Below are 24,848 nucleotides of genomic sequence, written 5' to 3' on the forward strand. Positions count from 1 at the left end.
GCCGCTGACTCCGTGCGCTCACTTCGGGTCGAACTTCGTCCCCGGCGTGCGCGAGGCCGCGTTCGGCTTCACGTCTTTGATGTCGGCGTTCGTGCCCGAGCCCTGCGGCATCGGCCCGGCCGCGCTGGAGTTCTCCTGCACCACGCCGGGGTCGTCGGCTGTTCCGACGCGCGGGTTCGGGACGCCGCTCCGGCCGAGCGCCCGCCCAGCACTCGCGAGCAGGCCCCCGAGCCGTTCGATCTTCGACGTGACGGCGTCGTCGTCGGCCTGGTCGGCGGCCTCGGTCGTCTGCTCACCGAGGCGTTCGAGGATGCGGCCCACCTCGCCGCCGTCGATGGGTTTGGCCGCGAGGGCGGCGCGCAGCTCGCCGAGGACGGTGGCGACGCCGTTCATCCCGTCGTGGTCGGCGAGGGTGTCGAGCCAGCGTTCGATCGTGGAGCGGGCGGCGGCGGGGGAGAGCGCGGCCACACCGCCGTCGAGGACGCCGAGGGTGGCGTCGAGTTGCTGGCGGGCGTCGGTGGTCTGGTTCGAATTCATAACGGGAGAGGGGCGAATAATGAAGAGATGAGGTGCTGCACGCAGACGGGCGGGTCCGCAGACGGGCGGGTCCTACGAGTCGCGCTCGTCGGGATCGGGCGCGAGGCCCTTCTCGGTCTGCGAGACGGGCGCGCTCGCCGGGCCGTCGAGGACGTTTTGCTGATGGGCCTCGACGGGTTCGGCGCCGAGCGTCGTCCCCGCGCGGGAGAGGAGGGTGCCGAGGCGTTCGAGCTTCGGCGAGAGGCGGGCGTCGTCGGCGTCGGCCGCCGCGCTCGTGGTCTGCTCGCCGAGGCGGAGGAGGAGGCTGCCGATGGCGGGACCGTCGAGCCGATCGGATTGGAGTTCATCCTTGAGCTCAGCGAGGAGGTTGGCGATCGCGTGGAGGTCGTCGCGCTCGGCGTTTTTTAGCGTGCCGTACCACGTGTCGATCACGCCGATCGCGGTGCCCGGAGCGAGCGAGGTGACGCCGGCTTCGAGCGCGGCCGACGTGTTCTCGAGGTCGCGCTGGTACGTGTCGTCGAGGCCGGAGCCGCCGGTGATGTCGGAGGAAGTAAGCATGAGAGAGGGGAAAGGAGAGGAGGGGAATAGAGAAGAGAGGAGAAGCAGGGAGCGGTCAGGCGTCGGCGGCGCGGGGGCCGCGGAGGGCGTGGCCGGCGTGGAGGAGCACGTTCCCGAGCCGCTCGACGGCCTTGCCGATCTCCTCGCGCTCGGCCTCCTTCGCCGCCGCGACCGTCTGCTTGCCGAGCCGGGCGAGGATCTCACCGATGGCGTCGCCGTCGAGGTCGGGGCCGAGCAAGCTGGCCTTCAGCTCCCCGAGCCCGTTGGCGATCTCGTTGAGGTCGGCACGGTCGGACTCGTCGAGGATGCGGTGCCAGTCGTCGATCCGGTTGACGGATTTGGAGAGGGAGAACTGGTCGAGGCCGCGTTCGAGGTCGTCGATCGTAGCGTTGAGTTCGGCGGCTTGCACGCCTTCGGGGAGGGACTCGATCATGGGGAGAGGGGCGGAGAGAGGAGAGGAGGGAAGCGGGGCGGGCGTCAGCCGGCCCCGTCGCCGGAGGCCAGCTCAGCGGGGGTGAGGAGGGGCTTGCCATCGGTCAGGAACGTCTGGCGGGCGGCCTCGGCCACCTTCCCCGTCGAGTAGGCGTCCGACGCCCCGCCGATGAACCCGCCGAGGATGGGGAGGCTGCGCCGCGGGAGCCGGCTCGTGACGACCTTCTTCGCCGTCCACTTCGTCGCACGCGTCGCCACGCCGACGGCGCCTTCGGCGAGGAAGCGGATGCCGCGCTCGGCGAGCTTCACGGCCGAGCGGTCGAAGACCTCCGCTGCCTCGTCGCTCTCCTGCAGGTGCTCGGCGTCGGACCCGCTGACGAGGCAGGCAATCGAGCGCTTGCGGACCTCGTCGTCGTGGATGTCGTGGCCGCCCATGAACGCCGTCGCGGCGCAGAGGTGGAGTTGGAGCGTCGCCACGCCGATGATGTTGGCGGGGAGCGTGATGGGGAGCGTGATGAACCCGCCGAGCCCGAACACGAAGCCGGTGCTGCCGCAGAGGAGGGTGTACGTGCCCGTCATCTCTTCGGCGCGTTCGTGGAGCGTGCCGGGGCCGGCGAGGAAGCGGGCGGCGGTTTCGGCGGGCGTTCCGAGGACGGGGAGGCCGTCGACGGCGCGGTTATAGAGCGGCTTGAGGAGGAGTGATTTCATCGAAGGGCGGGGGAAGGAAGGGAAGTGGAGAGGTATACCGGCGGGCCGTGCGATGGGTTGCGTGCCGGGCCGGAAGTGGTGCCGGAAGCCGCCCCGGTCTCACGCCGTGTAGCGGTCGAGGTAGTCGTCGATCTCGGAGCGTATCGTGCGGCGGAGCGGGCGGAGCATGAGCCCGAGGCGGACGGTGACGCGGACGGAGTCGGGCGCGGCGTGGAAGTGGCCGTCGAACCCCGGCCCCTGCGCGACGAGCGTGTCGCCCTCCCAGTACGCCTCCAGCGTCATGTGATCGGCCAGCTCGTGGACGACTTCTTCGGCGGCGTGGCGGGCCCCGTCGAGGCCGAGGTCGTGGCGGCGGGTCACGTCGATGTGCGCCATGGTCAGAGCAGGTTCGGTGGGAGGGAAGTCAGCAGCCGAAGTAGAGGAGAATGGCGGGGAGTGTCAGCCAGAGGAGGCCTTTGACGAGGAAGAAGAGGAACCCCGCCGCCCCGAAGCGCTTGAGCCACGTCGTACTTTTGCGCGCTCCAGCAGCGGGCGGACGGTCAGGAGAGTCTGGCTCGAGAGGTTCGGACATCGGGCGTAGGCGGCTGACGAGGTCCAACGCCGTCTCCCGCGCTCGTGATTCCAACCACCGCTTTCCCGCTCGTCCCCATGATCGAACCCTTCCTCGGCCTCCACCCCCGCCTCGACGGCGCCAACTTCGTCGCTCCCACCGCCGCCGTCATCGGCGACGTGACGCTCGGCCGCGACGCGAGCATCTGGCACGGCGCGAGCCTGCGCGGCGACGTCCACTTCATCCGCATCGGCGCAGGTTCGAACGTGCAAGACAACGCGACCGTCCACGTCAGCCGGGGGACGCACCCCTGCGTGATCGGCGACGGGGTGACGATCGGGCACAACGCCGTCGTCCACGGCTGCACGGTCGAGGACGACTGCCTGATCGGGATGGCTGCCGTCGTGCTCGACGGGGCGGTCATCGGGGCGGGGAGCCTCGTCGGGGCCGGGGCGCTCGTCACCGGCGATACGATCATCCCGCCGCGCTCGCTCGTGCTCGGCTCGCCCGCGAAGGCCGTCCGCTCGCTGACGGACGAGGAGGAGGAGCGCATCCGCGCGAATGCCGCGCACTACGTCCGCATGAGCGCGATGTACCGCGGTGAGGTGACGCCCGAGGTGAACCCGTTCTACGAGCGCGCCGACGGCTGAGACGCCGATGAGGATCTCGCTCTTTTGAGAAGCTCAGCGAACCGTTTCTACGTGTCATCCCGAGCGCAGCCGAGGGATCTCTAACGAGTAACGCGGTGCCTTGGAGAGATCCTTCGACAAGCTCAGGATGACACTGATGAGCGTTTCTCAACAGAGCAAGAGGCCCTAACAACCCCCCCCACCTTGTCATTGCGAGGAGCGCAGGGACTCGTCCCGAAGTGACGCGGCAATCTCCAGTTTGCTGTACTTCAGTTTGCTGTAATCGGGAGATGGGCTGCGCCGAGCCTTCGGATTGCCGCGCTCCTTTACTCGCCTCCGACGACGTAGGATGTGCAGAGAATGTGAGACAGAAAAGGGAGAGGGTTGTAATCGTGGTTAGGGATAGCGTATTCTCGGCGCTGAATTTCTAACCCGGTGCTCTCTTGCTACGTGCTCTGCCCCTCCGTATCGCCGCGCTCCTGCTGCTCCCGCTCGTCGCCGGGTGCAGCGGCAGCCGCCCCGCCGCGCCGGCCGTCCCGCTCCCCGCCGGCCTGAGCCCGTCCGAGCAAAAGCTGTGGACGACGAGCGCGTACGAAGTCGAACGGCTGCAGCGGAGCGGCCTCGTCAACGCCGACCCGGCCCTCACCGCGTACGTGCAGGAGGTGGGAATGCGCCTCGTACCCGAGCGGCTGAACGTCCCGGCGACGTTTCGCTTCCACGTGGTGATGGACCCCGACGCGAACGCCTTCGCGCTGCCGGACGGCAACATCTACGTCCACCTCGGCCTCCTCGCCCGGGTCCAGCGCGAGGATCAGCTTGCCCAGGTGCTCGGCCACGAAGTGCGCCACGTCACCGGCCGCCACTCGGCTGTGAAATACGACCAGGCGCGCGGGATCGCGGGCGCCACGCAGGTGCTCAGCGTGGCAGCGGCCATCGGGTTCGGGGCGATGGGCGGCGGCGGGGTCCAATTCTGGGGCGGCGTCTCCCAGCTCGGCCTCGCGCTCACCGCGAGCGCCGCGATCAACGGCCACGGCCGCGCCGCCGAGGAGGACTCCGACCTCTACGCCGTCCAAGCGATGGATGCCGAGGGGTACGACCTCTGCGCGGCGACCGAACTGTTCGAGTTGCTCCTCGCCGAGCACGGGCAGGCATCGGCCGCGACGACGTTTTTCTACGGCAGCCACCCCCAACTCACGAAGCGAATGGCGTACACCCGCGAGCGCGCCGAGCACCTCCACGGCGGCGACCTCGCCTGCGAGCCGGCCCCGCGCGACAGCGTGTACCTCGCCCGCACGGCCGGCGTCCGCGCCGCCCAGGTCGAACTCTGGGTGCGGTCCGAGCGCTTCGACCGCGCGTTGGAGGCCGCGGACCGCGCGCTCGCCGTTGACTCGACCGACGCGTACCTCCGGTTCTGGCGCGCCGAAGCGCTCCGCCTCGGCCCCGAGGACGCGGCATCGCGACAGCAGGCCGAGGACGACTACTGGCGCGCCACCGAGCTCGACACGACGTACGCCGCGCCGTACCGCGGGATCGGCCTCCTCGCCGAAGAGGACGGTGATGCCGAGGCGGCCATCGATGCCTACGACTACTACCTCTACCTCGACCCCGAGGCGAAGGACCGGCGCTACATCCAACACCGCATCGCCACGCTGCGCGGTGCGGGCAGCGACGCTGTCGAAACCGAATCCACCGAAACCAACGAGTCCACCGACGGGGAGTAGCCCACGCGCGCCCTCGCCTCAACCAACGTTTACGACGAATATGCACCACGCACGCTCCCTCTTCCTCCTCCTCGCCGTGGCGACGCTCGCCGGGTGTACGACCACGCTCCGGACGAGCGAGAGCTTCGACCAGGAACGCGCTTCCATCGAGGCGATCGCCGTCATGCCGCCCGAGGTGAGCTACCAGCTCCGCACCGCGACGCTCAGCGAGATGTCGCCCGAGACGGCCATCGAGGTCAACGCCGTCGTCCTGCAGGCGCTCGAAAACGTGCTCGCCGAGTCGCGCTTCGCCGTCGCCCCGCTCGCGCTCACGGACAGCCTGCTCGCGGCCGACGCCGACCTCGCGCTCGGGCTGACGCGGGCGCGCGAGAGCTTCGGCCTCGCCGCCGACTCGCTCCGGGCGACAAAGCACAAAGTGCTCACGCTCACCGTCGACCCCGAAGTCGGGCAGTTCGCCGACCAGGCCGACGCCGACTACCTCCTCTTCGCTCGCGGCGCCAGCTTCGGAAGCTCGACGGGCGCGTCGGCGCGCGACGCCGTCGTCGCCGTCGCTAGCCTGCTGCTCTTCGGCGGGGCCGGGATCTCGCAGCAGAAGGGTATCGTGCTGGAGCTCGCCCTCGTCAACGCGAATACGGCCGAGGTCGTGTGGTACAACCGCAACAAGCCCGGCCAGACGAGCTTCGACCCGCTCGACGTGGACAGCATCGAGAAGCTGTGCACGGCCCTCCTCAAGCCGCTGGCAGGGCCGAAACGGTCGTAGGCTGCGAGGGCTAACCGGCAGGCCTCGGGGCCGGGGCAGAGGGCGCCTCGGCCCCTTTCTGTGGAGCGCGCGTGAAAGCCGTTATTCCAGCCGGCGTCGGTGTAACAGCCTCCGTTGCGCCCCCGTATCGCAGGCCGTATCCTGTCAGTCCGTTCCACGATCCGGGCGCGCCATGCTGGATGTTTATTGGATCTGCCTCGTCGGAGGATTGATCTTCTCCGTGCTCACGCTCCTCCTCGGCGACGTGCTCGACGGGGTGCTCGATGGGCTCGACGGGATCGACTTCCTCGACCCGCTCTCGATCGTCGGCGGGCTGACGGTCTTCGGCGGCGCGGGCGTTGTGCTCACGGAGTCGATGGACCTTGGCGGCGCAACGACGACCGCTGCCGCCGCCCTCATCGGCGTCGGGCTCGCCGTGCTGATGCACTTCGTCTACGTCCGCCCGATGAAGCGGAGCGAGAACTCGACGGGCTTCTCGCTGCGCGAGTACCACGGCAAGCTCGGCGAGGTCATCACCACGATCCCGGCGACGGGCTACGGCGAGGTCCTCGTCAAGATGGGCGCGGGCAACACGTTCCGCACCGCCGCCTCGTTCGACGGCGCGCCGATCCCGCAGGGGACCCGCATCGTCGTCGTCGAGATCCGTGACGGCGACCTGCTCGTGACGCCGTTCGACGAGTTGACGCCGGTGGATGGTTCGCCTCCGTCCGGCTCGCCCTCTCGCCTGCCCGCCGCCTGATTTCGACCAACCGTGCCATCCCGTACAGACGCAGCATGCTGCGTCTCTACCTGCAACCCGACTCGGAGGATTTATGGACCCGACCCTGCTCGCGCTCATCATCACGATTTCCGCCATCGTTCTGCTCGTGATGGTCCTCGCGTCGCGGTATAAAACCGTCAGCCCGGACGAGGCCATGATCATCACCGGCGCGGCGATGGGTGGCAAGAACGTCCTCACCGACGAGTCTGGCCGCCGCGTCAAGATCGTGCGCGGCGGCGGGGCGTTCATCGTCCCGATCGTGCAGCAGCGCGAACGGCTCTCGCTCCTCTCGCACAAGCTCGACGTGATGACGCCGGAGGTCTACACCGCCGAGGGCGTCCCCGTGATGACCGACGGCGTGGCCGTCATCAAGGTGGGCTCATCGGTGGAGGACGTGGCGACGGCGGCCGAGCAGTTCCTCGGCAAGCCCGACGAGGAACTGCGGGCCGAGGCTCGCGAGGTCCTCGAAGGCCATCTCCGCGCCATCCTAGGGACGCTGACCGTCGAGGAGGTCTACCGCAACCGCGACAAGTTCGCGCAGGAGGTGCAGTCTGTCGCCGCGCGGGACTTGAAGAAGATGGGGCTCCAGATCGTGAGCTTCACGATTAAAGATGTCCGCGACAAGAACGGCTACCTCGAAGCGCTCGGCCGCCCGCGCATCGCCGCCATCAAGCGCGACGCCGACATCGCTGAAGCCGAGGCCATGCGCGACGCCAGGATCAAAAAGGCCGAGGCCGACGAGAACGGCCAGAAGGCCGAGCTCCTCCGCGACACGAACGTGGCGGAGGCGACGAAGGACAAGGAACTGAAGGTCGCCGCGTTCAAGCGCGATCAGGACACGGCCAAGGCCGAAGCCGACCTCGCCTACGCCGTGCAGGAAGCGACGAGCCAGCGCCTCGTCGTCGAGGAGCAGATGCAGGTGGAACTCGTGCGGAAGCAGCGCGAGGTCGAGCTCGAAACCCTCGAGATCGAGCGGCGCGAGCGGGAGTACGACGCCGAGGTGAAAAAGAAGGCCGACGCCGAGCGCTACCGCGTCGAGCAGGCGGCGGAGGCCGCCAAGAGCCAGCGCATCCGCGAGGCGGAGGCCCAACAGTTCGCCATCGAGGCCGAGGCGAAGGCTCGCGCCGAGGGGACCCGCGCCGAAGGCTCCGCCGAGGCCGACGTCATCCGTGCGAAAGGCCTCGCCGAAGCCGAGGCCAAAGAGAAGCTCGCCGAGGCGTTCGAGAAGTACGGCGAGGCGGCCGTGCTCGATATCCTCGCGAAAATGCTGCCCGAGCTCGCCGGCCGCATCGCCGAGCCGATCGGGAAGATCGACAAGATCTCGGTCGTGGACGGCGGCGGCGGGCAGGGTGCGACGCGCGTCGCGGGCTACGTCACCGAACTGATGGCGTCGTCGAACGAGATGCTGAGCAACGTCGCCGGCGTCGATCTCAACGCGCTTGCCCGCCGGCTCGTCGGTGCGTCGGACGACACGCCGCGCGTCCCACCCCGGCTCGCCCAACCCCCGGCGCCCGCCCGTGGCGACGGCGACTCGGTGGAGCCGGAGCCGCGAGACAACACATAAACCCTCTGCGCGCGCCCAAACCAGCCCGACCTATTCGTTCTCTCCTGATTTCCCCGTCGCATGCACGACGCGCCCCACCCCACCGTTCTCGTCCTCATCGGTGTGTCCGGCATCGGCAAGACGAGCGTGGGGCGCGCCGTGGCGGAGCAACTCGGCTGGGCGTTCTTCGATGCCGATGACTTCCACCCGGCCGCGAACGTGGCAAAGATGCGAGCGGGGGAGGGGCTGACCGACGCCGACCGCGACCCGTGGCTCGACGCCGTCCGAGCGGTCATTGAGCGGGGGCTCCGCGAGGGCACGCCACTCGTTCTCGCCTGCTCAGCGCTGAGGGCGTCGTACCGTGCGCGCTTACACGCGGGCCATCCGCAGGTGCAGTTCGTATGGCTCGACGTAGCAGCGACGGAGATCGCGGAGCGGTTGGCATCGCGGGAAGACCATTTTGCCGGCCCCGATCTGCTGGCGAGTCAACTCGATACGTGGGAGCCCCCGGCACGCCACGAGGCCGTGCACGTCCGGGCCAACGGGACCGTGAACGAGGTCGCGCGACGCGTGGTCGCCACGCTCGCACTCCCACGCATCTCGGAGTAACGACGCCGGCTAGCTCGACCGAACCCGCTTCTTGACCGGCTTGTCGTCGTACTCGACGGGCTGCCCGAGGTGATCCTTGCCTTCCTCGAACAGTTCGAGGTACGACGTGACGGGATAGCGGTCCCCGTAGATCTCCTTCATCTTCTGGTAGCGCAGCTTGCACGCCATCTTGAAGGCGGTCTCCTCGCCGTACTTCCGGATCGAGAACGACGTCCCGCGTGCTTCGCCGGGGGCCGGATTCCAGGAGACGGCGTAGACCTCGTGGCGGTGACCGTGACGATCGCGCTTAAACGTGCGCGACACGCCGAGTACGCCCGTGGCGTTGTTCTTGTTGTGCCGGATGAGACGCCGTTTCGGCTCGCTCTCTGGCATGGCATCGACCTCTTCCTTCAGGCTCTCGCGGTACTTCAGGGCTTGCTGGAATGCGTCCTCTTTGCTCCCGCACTTCCGATCGCTGAAGAGCTTGGAGTAGGTCTTTCCGTGCCGATAGACACGGACTTGCCACCCGTGAGTCGAGTCGGAATCGATACGAATAACTCCCTTTGCTCTCGGCATGGATCTGGGTCTCCTGGTGGACTAAGTTGGGCCTGGGTGGGACAATATATGGCGTACCCACGGAGAATACACCCCTTTTCCTAATTGCGCACCGCAAGCAGCGGATTTTAAAGTACTCCGCTTTAGTAATGAACCTGGACCCTAACTAGTATGATGCCGACTACGGGTTTTGACCCGGCCGTTAGCCATCACGACCCGGCCGGGATCCGTCGGTAGCGGGCGAGGACGCCGCAGTACACGCCGTACGCGACGAACCCGAGGGCAACGACCCCGAGCAGGTACGGCCCATAGGGCTGTGCGGCGAGCGTGTCGAGCGCGCCTTCTAAGCCACGCGCTTCTTCCGGGTTCGCGGTGAGAGCGGCCTGGATTAAGAAAACGCCGATGATGCCGAACACCACGCCGCGCGCCGCGAGCCCGGCCTGCCCCACGCGCTTCGTCCACGTCCGCTCGGTCGCGCTCATCTCGCCGGTCTTCAGCTTGTCGAAGAACTCGGCCTCGTACGCCTTGTAGAGCTGGTAGAGGCCGATCCCAATCGTGATGGCGCCGGCGATGCCGACGAGCCACACGCCAAACGGCTGTGCCATGAGTTTCGCCGTCCACGTGTCGGCCCCGCTCTCACCCCCGCTTCCACCGTTGCCGAGTAGGAGCCGCAAGGCCGCCCACCCGAGCCCGGCGTAGATCACGCCGCTGCCGAAGTAGCCGATCCGTTTGATGACGCCCTCGGCGTCGGTCCCTTTGTTGTCCGGGTCGAGGAAGGCCTGGACGAAACGCCAGAGGGCATAGCCGAACAGCCCGATGGCGGCGGCACCGACGAGGATTTGGCCGAAGGGTCCGTCCGCGATCGTCCGGAGCACGCCGCGCGACCCGCTCGTCTCGCCGCCCGAGCCGAAGGCCGCCATCACGGCGAGCACGCCGATAAGGCCGTAGACGACGCCTTTGACGGCGTACCCGAAGCGGGCGAGTTTCTCGACGGTATCGCTGTGCGCAGCCTGTTGCGGAGAGGGGTGATTCATGACGAGAAGAGATGAGGTGAGAAGAGAGGGGAATGGACAAGGCATTGGAGCCGAGCGCGCCCTATCCTCCCCTTCAACCTGTCAGCGTGCCGCTGGTTCGATGCGGTTAGCTCGCGCGGACCGGGTTCGTTACTCACGCAGAGACCCACGATGAATCTCCACGACTTCGCCTCGTCATTCCCGTCCTCCCTGTTGGACGAGGTGGGGCATCGGCCCTACCCCGTTCCCGGTCGGCCGTGGGTACTGCGGCAGACGTGGCGGAGGCTGCTCTTCCTCCACTGGCCCGTCCCGGTCGCGGTACTGCGGGGCTTAATTCCTCCGGTGTTCGAGGTGGACACGTTCGACGGGGAAGCATGGCTAGGCGTGGTCCCGTTCGAGATGGAGGGCGTCCGTCCACGCGGTCTGCCCGCCGTCTCACGCCTCTCCGACTTCGCCGAGTTGAACGTGCGAACGTACGTCCGGCATCGCGGGAAGCAGGCCGTGTATTTCTTCAGCCTCGACGCGGCGAGCCGCCCGGCCGTGCGGATAGCGAGGGGGCTATTCCACCTCCCATACTTCGATGCGCACATGGCCGTGGCGGAGTCGGACGCGGCCGTGCACTACCACAGCTACCGCACGCATCGGGGAGCGAGACCGGCGACATTTGTCGGCGCCTACCGGCCGACCGGACCCGCGGCGCAGAGCGAACCGGGCACGCTCGATCACTGGCTGACGGAGCGGTACGCGTTCGGGACGACGGACCGGCAGGGGCGCGCCGTGCTCGGGGAGATCCACCACCCGCCGTGGCCGCTCCAGCCCGCCGAGGCCGAGGTGCAGACAAACACGATGGCGGAGGCGGCCGGCATCGGGTTGCCGGACACGCCGCCGCTGCTGCACTACGCCGAGCGGATCGACATGCTCGGCTGGGCGCCGAAGCGGGTCGAGTGAATCGGCTGGAAGACTCAGCGGAGTTGTCGGGAGCCGTCGGTCTGGAAGAGGTAGCGGAACGTGTAGTAGCGGAAGCCCACGTCGGGGGCGATCTCGGCAGGGCCGGGGGCACCGAGGTAGTAGCTGTCGATCTGCACCTTCGCGTAGCGTCCGTCGGCGGTGCGGACGGCGAGGACGACGGGACGCGGTGAGACGATGCCGGTCGCGAAGTCGTAGTCGTACCACCCGTTGCCGGCGCCGCCCGGAATCGCCGTCTCCATTCTGTCGATGCCCTGGTCTACGACGTAAGCCTCCGATGGCGGCGCTTCGGTGACGGCCGCGAAGCTCGTGTCGTGGAGCACGACGACGCCCCCTTCGCCCGGTCCGGACGAGCCGCCGTTGACGAGGATCGTCGTGGACTTGAAGGCAAGGTCCCACTTCGCAGAGGCGGAGTCGGCGGCGGGGACGACGGTGCCATCGCGGAGGCTGTAGAACGTGTAATGGCCGTCCTCGCCCCGGGCGTCCAGGTCTGCCACGGTCACCACAGTGGGTGTCGGCGCAGGCCGCGTGGAGAGGCACGCCGTGAGGAGGAGGGGGAGGGCCGCGAGAGCAAGATAACGGGGGCGCATGGCGTGGGGAGTCATTCGAGAGCGGGAGGAGGCTACGTTGCGTAATCCGTTCGGGTCGCGGCGGTTGAATGAATTTTCTGCGGGGGGCGATGGCATGGTAGGTGCTCGTCGTCCGTTGTACCATGAAACGGGTTGCTGTTTCGCGCGTCGTAAGCGGTAGCCCCTCTCCACTCCGACCGCTCCCCCCGTGCACCGCATCGCCGCCCGTAACCGTTTGCTCGCGCGCCGCTCCCGCCAGCGGATGCGGCAGGCACGGGCCGCGCTCGCTGCCCAGCGGCAGCGGCTCCGCGAGGAGATCGCCAGCGGGGTGACGCACGGGATCGGGTTGCTGCTGGCCGTCGCGGCGGTGCCGGTGCTCATCGTGCTCGGCGCGCTCCGCGGCGACGCCGTCCACGTCGCCGGCTTCACGGTCTACGGCTCCTCGCTCGTCCTCGTCTACGCGACGTCGACGCTCTACCACGCCTTCCAGCAGCCGCGGCTCAAGCACGTCTTTCGCATCCTCGACCACGCGGCGATCTACCTCCTCATCGCGGGGACGTACACGCCGGTCACCCTCTTGAGCATGAACGGGCCGTGGGGGTGGACGCTGCTGACGCTCGTGTGGGCGCTCGCCGTGTTCGGCTGCGTGTTCAAGCTGTTCTTCGTGGACCGCTACGAGGGCTTTTCAACGGTGCTCTACCTCGTGATGGGGTGGCTCGTCGTCCTCGTCATCAAGCCGTTCCTCGCTGGGGTGCCGACCGTGCCGCTGCTGTGGCTGATCGCGGGCGGGCTGTGCTACACCGTAGGCGTCGTGTTCTTCGTGTGGGAACGGTTGCCGTACAACCACGCCGTGTGGCACCTCTTCGTCATCGGTGGGAGCGCGTGCCACTACGTCGCGATGCTGCTCTATGTGTGGTGAGTCGCGACGTGTGGGGGTACGGAGGGGTGGGAGTAAAATCACGTCCACACGTCCACACCTAAAGCTTCCGATCCTTCCAGTTGATCTCGGGGAAGAAGAGGAGGACGGTGGGGAGCGTGACGAGGTAGAAGAACAGATACGCTTCGAAGGCGGGGAACGTCCGCAGCAGTCCGCGCCGCCGGCTCGGGCCGAGGGCCGTCCAGAGCACCGCGAAGTCCGCACCGACCTTGACCGCGAGGACCGCGAGCGTGGGGCCCGGCGCGACGAACAGGCCGACTAGCGGGAGGAGGTGTGCGAGGTGCGTGAGGGCGTACGCGGCGTAGACCGCCGGCCGCGCTTTCATTCCCCCGCGCGCCCAGCGCCGACGCTGTTGGTACACGTCGGTGATGCGGTGGAGCGGAAGCGTGACGTTGCGGAGCGCGGGGTCGGCGGGGTAGCGGAGGCGGGCGTCGGTCTGCTCGTGGATGCTCTTGAAGAGCATGTAGTCCTCGGTCACCGAGAACGGGAGCGCGGGGTAGCCGCCGACGGCCTCGTAGAGCGAGCGGCGGAACGCCATGTTGTTACCCATCGCGGTGAGCGGCCGGCCGGCCTCGGCGAGGACGGAGGAGACGGCGAGGAGGTACGCCCAGTCGAGCGCCTGCAACTCGCTCAGCCGGTCATCGGGCGTGTCGATGTACGTCTGGCCGCAGACCATCCCCGTCTCGGGGTCGTCGAAGTAGGCGACGAGGCTGCGGGCCCACTCCGGCGGCGGCGCGCAATCGGCGTCGGAGACGAGGAGGATGTCGTGGTCGCAGGCCTCGACGGCGGAGTGGATGGCGAGGGCCTTGCCCCGGAGCGTGCCGTAGGGCGCGGGCACGTCGACGGCGTGCACGGTTGGCAGCACGGCCGGAGGCCCGCTTTGGTCGTCGTCGAGGTCGTCGCCCGCGAGCACGGCGGCGGCGGTGCGGACGCGGTAGCGCTCGATCACGGCCGCCGTCCCGTCCGTCGAGTGGTCGTCGGCGACGAAGATGTCGATCCGGTCGGCGGGGTAGTCCTGCGCGAGGAGGGCGTCGAGGCAGCGCGAGAGCCGGGTCTCCTCATTCCGCGCCGCCACGAGCACGGCGATGCGCGGGAGTGGAGCCGTCGCCACGGGCCGATGCCGCCGCGACAGCCGGGCCGTGAGCACGGCGAGGCCGAGCATCAGCGCGGCGTAGATGGCGGTGGGAAGGAGGAGGAACGTCATGCGGGGGCGCGGTCGAGCGAGGCGCGGTCGAACGAAGCAGGGTCGAGCGAGGCGAAGCGGTAGCCGTCGGCCAGGAGGTAGGGGAGGGCGCGGGCGAGGGCCGTCGGCGTCACGCGCCGGGCGTGTCCCCCCTCGTGCAGCACGATCACGGAGCCCGGCCGCGCACTCCCGACGACGCGCTGAAAGACGACCTCCGCAGTGGCCGAAGATAGGAAGTCCCCGGGCATCACGTCCCACATCACCATCCGCTGCCCGCGCGCCCGGCACCACGCCCGCATCGCGAACGTGAAGTGGCCGTACGGGGGCCGCATCCACCGCACGGCCTCGCCGGTCACGTCCTCCAGCGTCGCCGTCGCCCGCTCCATCTCGGCGGTGACGGTCGCGGCGGGCGTCTTCCACGGGTCGGGGTGCGTGTCGGTGTGCTGCCCCACGACGTGCCCCGCGTCGCGGATGGCGCGGACGAGGTCGGGGCGGCGGCGTGACGGGGCACCGAGCAGGAAGAACGCAGCCGGGACCTCATAGCGAGCGAGGAGGTCGAGGAGGGCGGGCGTCGCCTCGTCGGGGCCATCGTCGAAGGTGAGGTAGAGCGTGCGCGAGCCGTCGTTCCGCCGCCAGAGGAGGTCGGGGAAGAGGCGGGCCGCCGTGCGCGGGGCCGCAGCGCCGAGAAAAAGCGTGAGCGCGCTCATCGGTCGATCCGCCGGCCCTTCCACTCGTAGCCGCCGAGGGCGCCGGCCGCGCCCATCGCCACGATGTACGGGAGGTGGAGGAGTTGAGCGGGGAGGAAGTACGCCATCAACCGAGCGCGTCCGAAATGGCGACACGCAGGGCCGAGCAGGGCCGCTTCGGGGAGGGCTTTGAGCGCGAACCCGGTCAGCAGCGGGAGCGCCAGCCCCGGCACGAACGGCAGCGCGAGCAGGCCGCCGAGGAGCACGACGTAGAACGTGTAGATCGCCCCGATGAGCGCGACGAGCGCGGGGTGCGGGTAGTGCGCGCCCTTCGACGCCCACCGGCGGCGCTGCTCGAAGAAGGCGCCGGGGCTGTCCGGCGCATCCGTCAGCACGGCGGCGTTGGGGTCGGGGCAGAAGCGGACGCGCCAGTCCGTCGTGTACGCGATCTTCTGCATCAGCAGTTCGTCGTCGCCCGAGGTCAGGTGGTCGATCCCGCTAAACCCGCCGAGGTCGTGGAACACGTCCCTGCGGTACGCCACGTTCGCCCCGTTGCACAGGTTCGGCCGGCCGATCCCGATCGCGCCCGCGCCGACGGCGACGAGCCCGAGGAATTCGAGCGCCGCCACGTCCGCGGCCGGACTGCCGGTCGGGTAGAGCACCGGCCCGGAGACGAGCGCCGTGCCGTCGTCGAACGTCGCGGCCATCGTCCGAATCCAGCCGGGGGGGACCGTGCAGTCGGCGTCGGTCGTGAGGATGATCTCGCCGCGCGCGTGCTCGATGCCTTTCTCGATCGCGCGCTTTTTGTGGGCGCGGGCGCGGTCCTCGTTCTCCGGCATCGAGATGAGACGGAGGCGCGGTGGCTCATCGTCCGATTCGAACCCGGCCGGGATGGCGGCCTCGTTGTAGCGCGCCATCGCCCGACGCACGAGGTCCGGCGTCGCGTCGCCCGAGAGGTCGTCGACGACGAGGACTTCGAAGCGGTCCTCGGGGTAGTCCCCGGCGAAGATCGAGTCGAGGCAGGCGGTGATCGACGCCGCTTCGTCGCGCGCCGGAACGATGACGGTAACGTGTGGGGGTGTGGACGTGTGGAGGTGTGGACGTGGGGAGGGCCCGTCCTCCCTTTCCCGCACGACGCGGCGGAAGCCGACGGCGAAACTGCCGATCGCGAGGGCGTAGACCAACCCCGACCCAAGCAGGATCGCCGCGAATACGCCCATCACGAGCGGACCTCCACCGGCGCGGGCACGGGGCCGTCGTCCGGCGTCAGCCGCAGCTTCAGCACGAACGGCAGGCCGACGAGCGACGGCAGCAGGAGGTTGACGCAGAACAGCAGGAACGCCGCGTTGAACGCCGCCGCCGCCGCGATCCCGAGCGCGCCCATGAAGTAGACCGCCGCGCCCTCGCGGATGCCGAGGTCGGCGAGCGTGAACGACGGGATCGCGCTCTTGGCGAAGAACACGAGCGCCACGCCGCCCGCCGCCGCCAGCCAGCTCGCCGCCGGGGCGAAGGCGAAGACGAGGAAGACGAACTGCGCCGAGAAGATGCCGTAGCGGACGGCCGAGAGCGCGAGGAGCGACCGCGCATCGCGCCGGTCGAAGGCGTCGAGGAAGGCGAGGCGGTGCGCGAAACGCTGCGGGACGACGAGCGCGAGGAGCCGTCGGGCGATGCGCGGGTGCAGCAGGAGGTAGACGAACGCCGCCGTGCCGACGAGTCCAACGCCGAGCACCGTCGCCCACGCGAGCGCCGGCACATCGGTCCGCGTCAGCAGGAACGGGACGAGGGCGGCGAGGCCGACGACGAGGCTGCACGCGAGCGTCGCCATGCGCTCGGCGAACGTGAGCGCGGCCAGCTCCCACGCCGGGGCGTCGCGGAGGTAGAAGGCGCGGCCCGCGTAGTCGCCGAGGCGGCCGGGTGTGACGAGCCCGAGCGGGTAGCCGCTGAGCACGGCCGCGAGCGTCTCCGCGAAGCGCACGTCGGGCGCGATCCGTCGCACGAGCCGGTGCCAGCGGTACGCCTCCAGCCCTACGTTCGCGGGCAGGAGCGCGAGCGCCGCCGCGATCCACCACCCGTTCGCCGTCCGCGTCGCCGCGAGGATCTCCTCGCCGTCCACGAGGTGCGCCACGTACACGACCGTCGCGACGGCGAGGACGAGCTTGAGGACGAAGAAGGCGAACGAGCGCACGCGGCGGACGGGGCGGGTGGGGAGATCGGCCGAGAAGATAGAGCCGTCGCGCAGGGGACGGGGTGAAGAGCGGAAGAGTCGAAGAGCGGAAGAGTCGAAGAGCGGAAGAGTCGAAGAGCGGAAGAGTGGAAGAGAGGAAGAGTGGAAGAGAGGAAGAGTGGAAGAGAGGAAGGGTGGAAGAGAGGAAGGGTGGAAGAGACGGCGCGTTCCGTGTCGCTGTCCTCGATTCGTCGCCGTCCCCGATTCGTCGCCGTCCCCGATTCGTCGTCTCCCCGATCGTCGCCCCCTCTCAGCCGTCAGCGCACGACTGGGTAGAGATCGCGGATCTCGTAGACCAGCCGCACCGTGCCCAGCCGGAACCCCTCGGGCGAGAGCCCCACCTGCCCGCTGATCACGACGCGCTCGCGTTCGAGGTTCACGAACTGCAGGCCCAGCGATAGCGCGGGGCGGAGCCGCGTCCGCGTACCCTCATCCGAGAAGTCCGTCCCGAAGGCGATGCCGGGGGCGAACTGCTCGAACACGTCGTCGTAGGCGTTCGCCGCGCTGACGGCGACGTTCGCGTCGAAGGCGAACCAGTCGAGGAGCGTGAGGAGGGGAAAGTGGTAGCCAGCGGTGAAGACGAGGAGATCGTGCCCGTGGAAGCGCGTCGAGGTGTAGGCGTCGAGGAGGTCGTCGTCGAGCACGGGGAGGGCGTAGAACGGGAGTACGTCGTCGCCGATGGGCCGCGTGAGGGCGAGGATGGCGCGGCCGAAGAGGACGTGGCGCTCGGCCGGGAGCGGGACGAAGCCGTAGGCGCTCGCCGTCCCGGCGTAGTAGCGGAAGGCGTCGTCGCCGAGCCCGTCGTAGCGCCGCCCCGTCAGCAGGAAGAGCGCGCCCCGCGAGCTGTACCGCGGCTTGTCGCGCGTGTCGACGGCGACTTCGAGCCCGTACGTGACCCCCGTTGTCGGCGTGTTGACGGACTCGAAGAGCGTCCGTTGCGAAGCGGCGTCGAGGCGGAGGAAGGCGTCGGGATCGCGGTCGCGGAACGAGTGGACGTTCGTGTGGAGGAGGCGGACGACGGGCTGGAGCAGGAGCGGCCCCGTCCCGAGCGGGTACCACCCCACGCGGAGTTCGGCCTCGACGCGTTCGAGGTCTACGAACACGTTGTCGTCGGCGCTCGACTGCGGGCCGAGGCCGTAGAACCGGTAGACCTGATCCGTCACGTACTGTCCCGCTACGCCGGTATAGAGCGGCGCTTCGAACGGGTCGCTCGTGAAGAACGCCGCGCGGTAGCGCCCGAACCGCTGCATCGCCTGCGCCGTGACGAACAGCTCCGTCCCCGGCGCGAACACGTTTTTGAGCGCGACGCCTCCGCCGACGCCGAACCCTTTCGTCGAGGAGTAGAACGCGTTGGGGATGATGCGGAAGCCGACTTCGATGCCGTCGTCGGTGGTGTCGGCGGGGACGAGGGAGGGCGGAGCGAGGGGGAGGAGGAGCGCCAGCAGGAGGCAGAGCAGCATGGAGGGGCAGTGCGCGTCCGGGAGAAGACTGTTGGAGAGCGTCGGCCGCCCTATTGCAAAGCTCAAAGAAGTGTCATCCTGAGCGAACGCGAAGAACCCGAAGGCTCGGCGAAGCCCATCTCGCCGCCACTCTCGCGCGCTGTCGTGGTCGGTAGCGACGGTTCAGACCTCGCGTTCGAGATCCTTCACTGTGTTCAGGATGACTAAGGTGCTAGGCTTTGCAAGAGAGCGAGCATCGGTCAAATATAGGCGGTGCCAACTGCCCGGCGTCCGTCTATTCGCGCCGGCTCGTTCGCTCGACGCCCTATCTTGCGGCTCGCCCTCTCCCCATCGCCACGCCCATGCACGTCCTGATCATCGGCGGCGGCGGGCGCGAGCACGCGCTGTGCTACGCCCTCGCCCGCAGCCCCCGCCGCCCCACGCTCACCTGCGCCCCCGGCAACGCGGGCACTGCCGCGCTCGCCACGAACGTCGCGCTCGACGCGAGCGACGTGGACGGCCTCCTCGCCTTCGCACAAGAGCATGCCGTCGACCTCACGATCGTCGGGCCGGAGGCGCCGCTCGTGGCCGGGCTCGTGGACCGGTTCGAGGCCGCCGGCCTCGCCGTCGTGGGCCCGACGGCGGCGGCGGCGCAGCTCGAAGGGAGCAAGCAGTTCGCCAAAGCCTTCATGGAGCGCCACGGCATCCCGACCGCCGCGTCGCGCTCGTTCACGGCGAACGACTACGACGCGGCCGTCGCCTACGTCGAGGCCGGTTCGTTCCCCGTCGTGCTGAAGGCGGATGGGCTCGCGGCGGGCAAAGGCGTCCACATCTGCGAGAGCGCCGACGCGGCCCGCGCGTCGCTCCGCGAGATGCTGCTCGACGAGGCTTACGGCGAGGCCGGCGCGACGGTCGTCGTCGAAGAGTTCATGCGCGGCGAGGAGGCCAGCGTCTTCGTGCTCACCGACGGGGCCGACTACGTCCTCCTCCCGCCCGCGCAGGACCACAAACGCATCGGCGAGGGCGACACGGGGCCGAACACGGGCGGGATGGGGGCCTACGCGCCCGCGCCCGTCGTGACGCCGTCGGTGCTCCGCGCCGTCGAAAAACAGGTCGTGCGACCCGTGCTCGAAGGCATGGCCGAGGAGGGGACGCCGTACCGTGGCGTGCTCTACGTCGGGCTGATGATGACGGACGAGGGGCCGAAGGTCGTCGAGTTCAACTGCCGCTTCGGCGATCCCGAGGCCCAGGTCATCCTCCCGCTCGTCGCCTCCGACGTGGTCGACCTCTTCGAAGCGCTCGGCGCGCATCGTCTCGGCGAGGTCGACGTGACCGTAGCCGAGGAGACGGCGGCGTGCGTCGTCCTCGCCTCGGCGGGCTACCCGGGCGCGTATCCGAAAGGCCACGCGATCTCCGGCTTCGACGCCGTGCCGAAGGACACCGTCGTGTTCCACGCGGGCACGGCCGAGCGCGACGGCGAGATCGTGACGGCCGGGGGCCGCGTGCTCGGCGTGACCGGCTTCGGGCCGGATCTGCAGCACGCGCTCGACGCGGCCTACGCCGGGGTCGACGCGCTCCACTTCGAGGGCGTGCAGTTCCGCCGCGACATCGGGCAGAAGGGGCTTGGCCGCGCCGCCGAGGCGAAGCAGGCCGTCGCGGAATGAGGCGGCTCACGCTCGCGCTGTTGTGCGCCGTGCTGCTCGCGGCGTGCGCGCCCCGGCCGGTCGAGGCGCCGCGCGACGAGGCGCCGGCCGACACGCTCGCGGCGCAGCCGTTCGGGCCCATCTTCGAGGATGCCCGCGCGCTCGGCTCGGACCCGGCGGGGCGGCTCTACGTCGTGGACGCGGGCGCGGCGACGGTCGTCACGCTCACGGCCAAGGGCCTGCCGCTCGGCCTGCTCGGCGGGCCGGGCACCGGCGATTACGCCCTCCTCGATCCCTCCGACCTCGACCCGACGAACGGTCTCCGGCTCGACATCGCGGACACGGGCAACGCCCGCATCCAACGGTTCTCCAGCGATGGCCGCCTCCTCGCCAGCCTCCCCGTCCCCTCCGACCTCCGCGACGGCGACGCCCGCCAGCGCGCCTTCCGAGACACGCCGGCGGCGGATCGGGGCGCCGGGCAGGGGCGACCGATCGCCGTCGCCACCGCCGTTTCGGGCGAGGTCTACGCCGTCGAAGAGGTGCAGGGCCTTGTCGTCCGCTGGGACGACCAGCGGCGCTTCGACCGCGTCGTGGGCGGGCTCGATGCGGGGGAAGGCGCGCTGAGCCAGCCCGTCGACCTCGCGCTCGGCCCCGACGGCCGCCTCTTCGTCGCCGACCGAGGCCACGCCGCCGTGCTCGTCTACGACCGCTTCGGCCTCTACCTCCGCCGCATCGCCGACGGCACGGCCCGCGACCTCCGCGCCGTCGCCGTCGTCGGCGACCGGCTCGTGCTCGTGCTGCCGCGCCGCCTGCTCGTCTACGGCCTCGACGGGCGGCTGCTCGACACGCTTGCAGTTGTGCTCTCCGAGCCGCTCGTAGACGTGACCGGGAGCGAGGGCCGGCTCATCCTGCTCACCGCGACGCGGCTCTACGACGCCGGAATGCTGCCATGACCGATTCGCCCGCCGAGATCACGTTCGACGACTTTCTCCGCGTGGAGCTTCACGTCGGGACGGTGCGGAGCGCGGCGCTGAACCCGAAGGCGCGCGTGCCGGCGTACGTGTTAGAGATCGACTTCGGCCCGCTCGGGACGCGGACGAGTTCGGCGCAGCTTACGGAGCGGTACGCGGCGGACGACCTCGTCGGGCGGCAGGTCATCGCCGTGCTCAACTTCCCGCCGAAGCGGGTGGCGGGCGTGAAGTCCGAGGTGCTCGTGCTCGGCGCCGTGGGCGATGCGGCGGGCACGACGCTGCTCACCCTCACGCATCCCGTCGCCGACGGCACACGCGTGGCGTGACGGGCGGCGCATCTTGACTTGGTACGGTCAGGAGGTTTAATTGGGAGAGCCGTGCGCCGCCGTGCGCGGTGTCCTCTCCTCGTCCGGTATGTGCCATGCGCACGATTCGAATCTCTGCCCTCCTCTTCGCGCTCGCTCCGGCACTCGCCCTCGCGCAAGGCCCAGACAGCATCCGCGTCGAGCACAACGGGGTTCAATATCCTGGCTACGGGGCCACGTTCGGTGCCCGATTCCCTCAGCCAGGCACTACCATTGGCCCCGATACCCTCGTGCACGTCGCCGGGAGTGGCGAGACGGCGCCGGCCGGTCAGGGCTGCGATCCGCTCGTCAACGCGGACGAGGTGGAAGGGAACATCGCCATGGTCGAGCGCGGCACGTGCACCTTCGTGCTGAAAGTCCAGAACGCGGTAGCGGCTGGAGCCGCGGCTGTCATCGTCTATAATGACGTGGATGACAAACCCGGTATCGTCGTGATGGGTGGGGAGTGCGAGCCCGATGTGTGCTCGGTCCCTGCTGTATTTATCTCCTACCGAAGTGGGCTTAACATCCTCGCCGAATTAGAGTCTCCCAAGATCGTCACGCTTATTCCGATCCGGGTCACGGAGCCCCCGCCGCCCCCCTCCGTCGGCACCCACAACACGGGCGTCGTACAGTTCGACGTGACCGACTATGGGTTTCTCGGTACCGATGCCCAGTTCGACGGGACGGGCTTCGTCTTCAACGGCGAGCAGGGGCTGTTCGTCAGCAGCGTGCTCGTCGGCATCGACGGGGAGGTGGTGTCGAACCCCTACCGCGGCGGGTCCGAGTGGACGGCGGTATCGGAGGTCACGCCGATCGCGCCTCCGTTCCCAGCTCCGTTCGACCATTTCGACCAGGGCTTCGTGACGGCGTTCGAGAACGCAGACCTCGGCATTCGCGTGATGGAGCGCTCGTACTCGCGGGAGAACGATCCCTACGTGATCGTCAAACTTGAGGTGGAAAACATCTCGGGCAGCGACATCTCGGACGCCTACCTCGGTCTCTTCGCGGATTTCGATGCGGGGACGACGTGGGACGACGACGCGGCGGGGTTCGAGCAGAATCTCAACCTCGTGTATGTCTTCGACCCAGTTGAGGCTGCGCCCTTCTTCGGCCTAGTGGCCATCACAGCGCCGGACCTCTCCGGGTACAGTACCGTCGCCGCAACGGCCGACGACGCCCAACTCTGGGAAGCGCTCACGTCAGAAGTAGAGATCAGCCCCGACCCTGCCCAGCGCGCGGTCGTGATCGGCACCGGGCCCTACGCGATCGCGGCGGGGACGAACGCTGTGGCACTCTTCGCCTTCGTCGGCGGTACGGACATCGAGGATCTCCTCGTCACCGCACAGGGCTTCTTTGTCATTATCGATTCTGCGGAGGCGACGACGCCGGAGGGCACGTTCGTCCTCGGGTCTGCCTACCCGAACCCGTTCGCGCAGGGCACAACGATCCCGTTCGACCTCCCGACGGCGCAACGCGTACGCCTCGCCGTCTACGACGTGCTCGGGCGCGAGGTGGCCGTCCTCGTCGACGGGCCGCGCCCGGCCGGGGAGCAGGCGGTGGCGTTCGACGCGGCGGCGCTGCCGAGCGGGGTGTACCTCGTACGGCTCGAAGCAGGGGCGATGCGGCTCACCCAGGCACTCACCGTCGTCCGCTAGGGTGCTCGCCCACCGCACGCTCACAGGGAGATGAATCGATGACAACCGTCCGCTACGCGCTGCTCGTCTTTTCCACCCTCGCGCCGGCGCTAGCCCTCGCGCAAGGGGCGGATACCGTCAACGTCGAAGTCGCCGGCGCGACGTATGGTGCTTGGGGAGCCAACTTCGGTCCCCGGTTCCCGAGCGGCCTGGTCATTGGACCCGACACGCTCGTCCATGTCGCGGGAACGGGCGAGACTGCTCCGGCCGAGCAGGGCTGCGATCCGCTCACCAACGCGGACGACGTCGCCGGCAACGTCGCGATGGTTCTGCGGGGCACGTGCACCTTCGTGGTGAAGGTGCAGAACGCCGCCGCGGCGGGGGCCGTGGCCGTCGTGGTCTACAACGACGACCGCAATGGGAACGAAGACGAGTCCCTCGTCCAGATGGGCGGTGACTGCGACGAAGAAGAGGGGTGCACGATCCGGGCGGTCTTTATCTCGCGAGCCAGCGGGCTCGCCATCCTCACCGAATTGGATTTCCCCAAGATCGTCACCCTCTACTCCGCGCGCCTCTGCGAACCCACGGGCAATGCGCTCTCCACGGGTCCCGTTACGACATTCCTCTACAGCAATGGATTCGTGGGTGCCGCGCCGAACGTGTTCTGCAACTCAGGCTTTAGGTTTCATGGAGCCGAGGGAGGAGAGAATGGTTTAGCCGTCGCTTCGGTGCTCGTCGGTCAGGCTAGCGAGACTGACACGACCGTGACGGGGAGTCCTTACGTGAGCGAGTCGGAGTACGAGTGGGGGTCTCTGGATTTCGTAGCTCCCCCATTTGCTCCTCCTTTTGAGAATTTTGACCGCGCATTGACGGCGTCGTACGCTTCGGCTCAAGGGGTAGTGGCGAGCGCATACACCAGGGAAGGAGACGCTTTCATCGTCCTCGACCTCGGCGTGACGAACACGACAGATGGCGACCTTGCTGGTATCTACGTCGGCCTCTTTGCCGACTGGGAGGTGGGCGATGCCGGGCAGAACCTCGGCGGGTTCGACGCGAGCACGAACCTCCTCTACGTCTACGATGACAGCGGCACGTCGGAGAATTACTTCGGCGTGGCGGCCCTCGACGTCGATGGGGTGTCGGGGTGGACGCTGGCGACGGACGAGGACGCCACCGATCCCAGCCTCTTCGCGGGGCTCACGATGCAGGGCGAGGCGCTGAGTGAGCCGCAGGACGCGCGCACGGTCGTCGGCGTCGGGCCGTTCGACCTCGCGCCGGGGGACGCCGTCAACGCCCGGTTCGCCATGCTCGCGGGAACGGGCCTCAGCGACATCGTCGCGAGCGCGGCGGCGGCGCAGGCGGCGGTGACGGTGGCGGCGGAGGACGGCGTGCCGGAAGAGGCCTTCGCTCTCGACGCAGCCTACCCGAACCCGTCTGCGGATCGCACGACGATCCCGTTCACGCTGCCGACGGCGCAGCGCGTCCGGCTCGCCGTCTACGACGTGCTCGGGCGCGAGGTGGCCGTGCTCGTGGACGGGGCGCGCCCGGCCGGGGAGCAGGCGGTAACGTTCGATGCATCGGCACTGCTGAGCGGTGTCTACGTCGCGCGGTTGGAAGCGGGGACGGTGCAACTCACGCAGCGGGTGACGGTCGTGCGGTGATGGACCCCCCGTCCCGTTCGCATCGTGCTTCGCACTCAGCGCTCACGGGACTGCCCCCCTTCAAGGGTACAGCCGCGCGTTGCCGGGAGTGAACGGAGGGACGCGTCCCGGAATGAGCGACCGCGAGCGCGGCGGGGGGGCGCGCACCGCCTTGCCGCGCCGCGCCGCAGAGGCTAGCTTAGCGGCCCCGCCCACGCCACGAGGAATCGCCCCGGTCGTTCGTTACTCCCCGCT

Annotated in this window: 27 protein-coding genes; 13 read left to right on the plus strand and 14 right to left on the minus strand. The window is 69.0% G+C overall.

What is annotated here, in order from left to right; genetic code table 11:
- Nucleotides 1-18: 18 nt before the first annotated feature.
- The 6 genes from ABJF88_13080 to ABJF88_13105 form a co-directional block, all read right to left on the minus strand.
- Nucleotides 19-537 carry a hypothetical protein gene (locus tag ABJF88_13080; GenBank protein ID MEP0547861.1) on the minus strand — a complete coding sequence of 173 codons (519 nt, stop codon included), beginning with the start codon at nt 535-537 and terminating at the stop codon, nt 19-21.
- Nucleotides 538-609: 72 nt separating this feature from the next.
- Nucleotides 610-1,095, minus strand: coding sequence for a hypothetical protein (locus tag ABJF88_13085; GenBank protein MEP0547862.1), 486 nt, complete (start codon nt 1,093-1,095; stop codon nt 610-612).
- 55 nt (nt 1,096-1,150) lie between these two features.
- Nucleotides 1,151-1,528, minus strand: coding sequence for a hypothetical protein (locus ABJF88_13090; GenBank protein ID MEP0547863.1), 378 nt, complete (start codon nt 1,526-1,528; stop codon nt 1,151-1,153).
- Nucleotides 1,529-1,572: 44 nt separating this feature from the next.
- Nucleotides 1,573-2,235: a hypothetical protein gene (locus ABJF88_13095; protein MEP0547864.1), complete on the minus strand. Its 663-nt coding sequence runs from the start codon at nt 2,233-2,235 to the stop codon at nt 1,573-1,575.
- A 99-nt stretch (nt 2,236-2,334) separates the two neighbouring features.
- A complete protein-coding gene (locus ABJF88_13100; GenBank protein ID MEP0547865.1) occupies nt 2,335-2,610 on the minus strand; it encodes a polyhydroxyalkanoic acid system family protein in 276 nt (91 codons plus the stop codon).
- Between the two features lie 28 nt (nt 2,611-2,638).
- Nucleotides 2,639-2,806: an alanyl-tRNA synthetase gene (locus ABJF88_13105; protein ID MEP0547866.1), complete on the minus strand. Its 168-nt coding sequence runs from the start codon at nt 2,804-2,806 to the stop codon at nt 2,639-2,641.
- 77 nt (nt 2,807-2,883) lie between these two features.
- On the opposite strand from ABJF88_13105, the gene ABJF88_13110 reads away from it, so the two are divergent.
- The 6 genes from ABJF88_13110 (at nt 2,884) to ABJF88_13135 (ending at nt 8,807) form a co-directional block, all read left to right on the plus strand.
- Entirely contained in the window at nt 2,884-3,435 is a 552-nt protein-coding gene (locus tag ABJF88_13110) for a gamma carbonic anhydrase family protein (protein MEP0547867.1), read from the plus strand.
- A 422-nt stretch (nt 3,436-3,857) separates the two neighbouring features.
- Nucleotides 3,858-5,135: a M48 family metallopeptidase gene (locus ABJF88_13115; protein ID MEP0547868.1), complete on the plus strand. Its 1,278-nt coding sequence runs from the start codon at nt 3,858-3,860 to the stop codon at nt 5,133-5,135.
- 40 nt (nt 5,136-5,175) lie between these two features.
- The gene (locus ABJF88_13120; protein ID MEP0547869.1) at nt 5,176-5,895 is read left to right on the plus strand and encodes a hypothetical protein; all 720 of its coding nucleotides are present in this window, start codon (nt 5,176-5,178) and stop codon (nt 5,893-5,895) included.
- Nucleotides 5,896-6,067: 172 nt separating this feature from the next.
- The gene (locus ABJF88_13125; GenBank protein MEP0547870.1) at nt 6,068-6,634 is read left to right on the plus strand and encodes an NfeD family protein; all 567 of its coding nucleotides are present in this window, start codon (nt 6,068-6,070) and stop codon (nt 6,632-6,634) included.
- A gap of 73 nt (nt 6,635-6,707) precedes the next feature.
- Complete coding sequence (locus ABJF88_13130) at nt 6,708-8,219, plus strand: flotillin family protein (GenBank protein ID MEP0547871.1); 1,512 nt, start codon at nt 6,708-6,710, stop codon at nt 8,217-8,219.
- 60 nt (nt 8,220-8,279) lie between these two features.
- The gene (locus ABJF88_13135) at nt 8,280-8,807 is read left to right on the plus strand and encodes a gluconokinase, GntK/IdnK-type (GenBank protein MEP0547872.1); all 528 of its coding nucleotides are present in this window, start codon (nt 8,280-8,282) and stop codon (nt 8,805-8,807) included.
- Nucleotides 8,808-8,816: 9 nt separating this feature from the next.
- Here the strand turns inward: ABJF88_13135 and ABJF88_13140 are convergent, their stop codons facing one another.
- On the minus strand, nt 8,817-9,362 hold the full coding sequence (locus tag ABJF88_13140; GenBank protein ID MEP0547873.1) for a hypothetical protein: 546 nt from the start codon (nt 9,360-9,362) through the stop codon (nt 8,817-8,819).
- Nucleotides 9,363-9,550: 188 nt separating this feature from the next.
- Nucleotides 9,551-10,375, minus strand: coding sequence for a DUF1206 domain-containing protein (locus ABJF88_13145; protein ID MEP0547874.1), 825 nt, complete (start codon nt 10,373-10,375; stop codon nt 9,551-9,553).
- A 150-nt stretch (nt 10,376-10,525) separates the two neighbouring features.
- Between ABJF88_13145 and ABJF88_13150 the strand changes: the two genes are divergently transcribed.
- On the plus strand, nt 10,526-11,302 hold the full coding sequence (locus ABJF88_13150) for a DUF2071 domain-containing protein (protein ID MEP0547875.1): 777 nt from the start codon (nt 10,526-10,528) through the stop codon (nt 11,300-11,302).
- 14 nt (nt 11,303-11,316) lie between these two features.
- Here the strand turns inward: ABJF88_13150 and ABJF88_13155 are convergent, their stop codons facing one another.
- Nucleotides 11,317-11,910 carry an HmuY family protein gene (locus ABJF88_13155; GenBank protein ID MEP0547876.1) on the minus strand — a complete coding sequence of 198 codons (594 nt, stop codon included), beginning with the start codon at nt 11,908-11,910 and terminating at the stop codon, nt 11,317-11,319.
- Nucleotides 11,911-12,151: 241 nt separating this feature from the next.
- Between ABJF88_13155 and ABJF88_13160 the strand changes: the two genes are divergently transcribed.
- The gene (locus tag ABJF88_13160) at nt 12,152-12,808 is read left to right on the plus strand and encodes a hemolysin III family protein (protein ID MEP0547877.1); all 657 of its coding nucleotides are present in this window, start codon (nt 12,152-12,154) and stop codon (nt 12,806-12,808) included.
- A gap of 58 nt (nt 12,809-12,866) precedes the next feature.
- Here ABJF88_13160 and ABJF88_13165 read toward each other — a convergent pair whose 3' ends face one another.
- From ABJF88_13165 to ABJF88_13185, 5 genes are all read right to left on the minus strand, one after another.
- Nucleotides 12,867-14,030: a glycosyltransferase gene (locus tag ABJF88_13165; GenBank protein ID MEP0547878.1), complete on the minus strand. Its 1,164-nt coding sequence runs from the start codon at nt 14,028-14,030 to the stop codon at nt 12,867-12,869.
- Nucleotides 14,027-14,716: a polysaccharide deacetylase family protein gene (locus tag ABJF88_13170; protein MEP0547879.1), complete on the minus strand. Its 690-nt coding sequence runs from the start codon at nt 14,714-14,716 to the stop codon at nt 14,027-14,029. Before ABJF88_13170 ends, ABJF88_13165 begins: the two co-directional genes overlap by 4 nt.
- Nucleotides 14,713-15,915, minus strand: coding sequence for a glycosyltransferase (locus ABJF88_13175; protein MEP0547880.1), 1,203 nt, complete (start codon nt 15,913-15,915; stop codon nt 14,713-14,715). Before ABJF88_13175 ends, ABJF88_13170 begins: the two co-directional genes overlap by 4 nt.
- Nucleotides 15,915-16,880 carry a lysylphosphatidylglycerol synthase transmembrane domain-containing protein gene (locus ABJF88_13180; GenBank protein MEP0547881.1) on the minus strand — a complete coding sequence of 322 codons (966 nt, stop codon included), beginning with the start codon at nt 16,878-16,880 and terminating at the stop codon, nt 15,915-15,917. The genes ABJF88_13175 and ABJF88_13180 overlap by 1 nt, the downstream gene beginning before the upstream one ends.
- Nucleotides 16,881-17,176: 296 nt before the next feature.
- A complete protein-coding gene (locus ABJF88_13185) occupies nt 17,177-18,379 on the minus strand; it encodes a hypothetical protein (GenBank protein MEP0547882.1) in 1,203 nt (400 codons plus the stop codon).
- Nucleotides 18,380-18,720: 341 nt separating this feature from the next.
- Here ABJF88_13185 and purD point away from each other — a divergent pair, with 341 nt between their 5' ends.
- The 5 genes from purD to ABJF88_13210 all read left to right on the plus strand — a co-directional run bounded on the left by purD (nt 18,721) and on the right by ABJF88_13210 (nt 24,614).
- Nucleotides 18,721-20,022, plus strand: a complete 1,302-nt coding sequence (gene purD / locus ABJF88_13190) for a phosphoribosylamine--glycine ligase (protein MEP0547883.1) — start codon at nt 18,721-18,723, stop codon at nt 20,020-20,022.
- Nucleotides 20,019-20,954 (plus strand): hypothetical protein, encoded by a 936-nt coding sequence (locus tag ABJF88_13195; GenBank protein MEP0547884.1) that lies wholly within the window; start codon nt 20,019-20,021, stop codon nt 20,952-20,954. The genes purD and ABJF88_13195 overlap by 4 nt, the downstream gene beginning before the upstream one ends.
- Entirely contained in the window at nt 20,951-21,298 is a 348-nt protein-coding gene (locus ABJF88_13200; protein ID MEP0547885.1) for a tRNA-binding protein, read from the plus strand. Before ABJF88_13195 ends, ABJF88_13200 begins: the two co-directional genes overlap by 4 nt.
- A gap of 95 nt (nt 21,299-21,393) precedes the next feature.
- The gene (locus ABJF88_13205; protein MEP0547886.1) at nt 21,394-22,974 is read left to right on the plus strand and encodes a PA domain-containing protein; all 1,581 of its coding nucleotides are present in this window, start codon (nt 21,394-21,396) and stop codon (nt 22,972-22,974) included.
- A 38-nt stretch (nt 22,975-23,012) separates the two neighbouring features.
- Entirely contained in the window at nt 23,013-24,614 is a 1,602-nt protein-coding gene (locus ABJF88_13210; GenBank protein MEP0547887.1) for a PA domain-containing protein, read from the plus strand.
- The last annotated feature ends 234 nt before the right edge of the window (nt 24,615-24,848 follow it).

The organism is Rhodothermales bacterium (assembly GCA_039944855.1).
In the GTDB taxonomy this organism is placed as follows: domain Bacteria; phylum Bacteroidota; class Rhodothermia; order Rhodothermales; family JANQRZ01; genus JBBSMX01.

What these genes read in the sequence shown, in the direction of transcription:
- ABJF88_13130 (MEP0547871.1), top strand. Translation starts at nt 6,708, where the DNA reads ATGGACCCGACCCTGCTCGCGCTCATCATCACGATTTCCGCCATCGTT.
- ABJF88_13210 (MEP0547887.1), top strand. Translation starts at nt 23,013, where the DNA reads ATGACAACCGTCCGCTACGCGCTGCTCGTCTTTTCCACCCTCGCGCCG.
- ABJF88_13170 (MEP0547879.1), bottom strand. Translation starts at nt 14,716, where the DNA reads ATGAGCGCGCTCACGCTTTTTCTCGGCGCTGCGGCCCCGCGCACGGCG.
- ABJF88_13185 (MEP0547882.1), bottom strand. Translation starts at nt 18,379, where the DNA reads ATGCTGCTCTGCCTCCTGCTGGCGCTCCTCCTCCCCCTCGCTCCGCCC.
- ABJF88_13195 (MEP0547884.1), top strand. Translation starts at nt 20,019, where the DNA reads ATGAGGCGGCTCACGCTCGCGCTGTTGTGCGCCGTGCTGCTCGCGGCG.
- ABJF88_13080 (MEP0547861.1), bottom strand. Translation starts at nt 537, where the DNA reads ATGAATTCGAACCAGACCACCGACGCCCGCCAGCAACTCGACGCCACC.
- ABJF88_13105 (MEP0547866.1), bottom strand. Translation starts at nt 2,806, where the DNA reads ATGTCCGAACCTCTCGAGCCAGACTCTCCTGACCGTCCGCCCGCTGCT.
- ABJF88_13175 (MEP0547880.1), bottom strand. Translation starts at nt 15,915, where the DNA reads ATGGGCGTATTCGCGGCGATCCTGCTTGGGTCGGGGTTGGTCTACGCC.
- ABJF88_13200 (MEP0547885.1), top strand. Translation starts at nt 20,951, where the DNA reads ATGACCGATTCGCCCGCCGAGATCACGTTCGACGACTTTCTCCGCGTG.
- purD (MEP0547883.1), top strand. Translation starts at nt 18,721, where the DNA reads ATGCACGTCCTGATCATCGGCGGCGGCGGGCGCGAGCACGCGCTGTGC.
- ABJF88_13125 (MEP0547870.1), top strand. Translation starts at nt 6,068, where the DNA reads ATGCTGGATGTTTATTGGATCTGCCTCGTCGGAGGATTGATCTTCTCC.
- ABJF88_13165 (MEP0547878.1), bottom strand. Translation starts at nt 14,030, where the DNA reads ATGACGTTCCTCCTCCTTCCCACCGCCATCTACGCCGCGCTGATGCTC.
- ABJF88_13205 (MEP0547886.1), top strand. Translation starts at nt 21,394, where the DNA reads ATGCGCACGATTCGAATCTCTGCCCTCCTCTTCGCGCTCGCTCCGGCA.
- ABJF88_13155 (MEP0547876.1), bottom strand. Translation starts at nt 11,910, where the DNA reads ATGCGCCCCCGTTATCTTGCTCTCGCGGCCCTCCCCCTCCTCCTCACG.
- ABJF88_13100 (MEP0547865.1), bottom strand. Translation starts at nt 2,610, where the DNA reads ATGGCGCACATCGACGTGACCCGCCGCCACGACCTCGGCCTCGACGGG.
- ABJF88_13095 (MEP0547864.1), bottom strand. Translation starts at nt 2,235, where the DNA reads ATGAAATCACTCCTCCTCAAGCCGCTCTATAACCGCGCCGTCGACGGC.
- ABJF88_13160 (MEP0547877.1), top strand. Translation starts at nt 12,152, where the DNA reads ATGCGGCAGGCACGGGCCGCGCTCGCTGCCCAGCGGCAGCGGCTCCGC.
- ABJF88_13135 (MEP0547872.1), top strand. Translation starts at nt 8,280, where the DNA reads ATGCACGACGCGCCCCACCCCACCGTTCTCGTCCTCATCGGTGTGTCC.
- ABJF88_13145 (MEP0547874.1), bottom strand. Translation starts at nt 10,375, where the DNA reads ATGAATCACCCCTCTCCGCAACAGGCTGCGCACAGCGATACCGTCGAG.
- ABJF88_13150 (MEP0547875.1), top strand. Translation starts at nt 10,526, where the DNA reads ATGAATCTCCACGACTTCGCCTCGTCATTCCCGTCCTCCCTGTTGGAC.
- ABJF88_13140 (MEP0547873.1), bottom strand. Translation starts at nt 9,362, where the DNA reads ATGCCGAGAGCAAAGGGAGTTATTCGTATCGATTCCGACTCGACTCAC.
- ABJF88_13085 (MEP0547862.1), bottom strand. Translation starts at nt 1,095, where the DNA reads ATGCTTACTTCCTCCGACATCACCGGCGGCTCCGGCCTCGACGACACG.
- ABJF88_13120 (MEP0547869.1), top strand. Translation starts at nt 5,176, where the DNA reads ATGCACCACGCACGCTCCCTCTTCCTCCTCCTCGCCGTGGCGACGCTC.
- ABJF88_13110 (MEP0547867.1), top strand. Translation starts at nt 2,884, where the DNA reads ATGATCGAACCCTTCCTCGGCCTCCACCCCCGCCTCGACGGCGCCAAC.
- ABJF88_13090 (MEP0547863.1), bottom strand. Translation starts at nt 1,528, where the DNA reads ATGATCGAGTCCCTCCCCGAAGGCGTGCAAGCCGCCGAACTCAACGCT.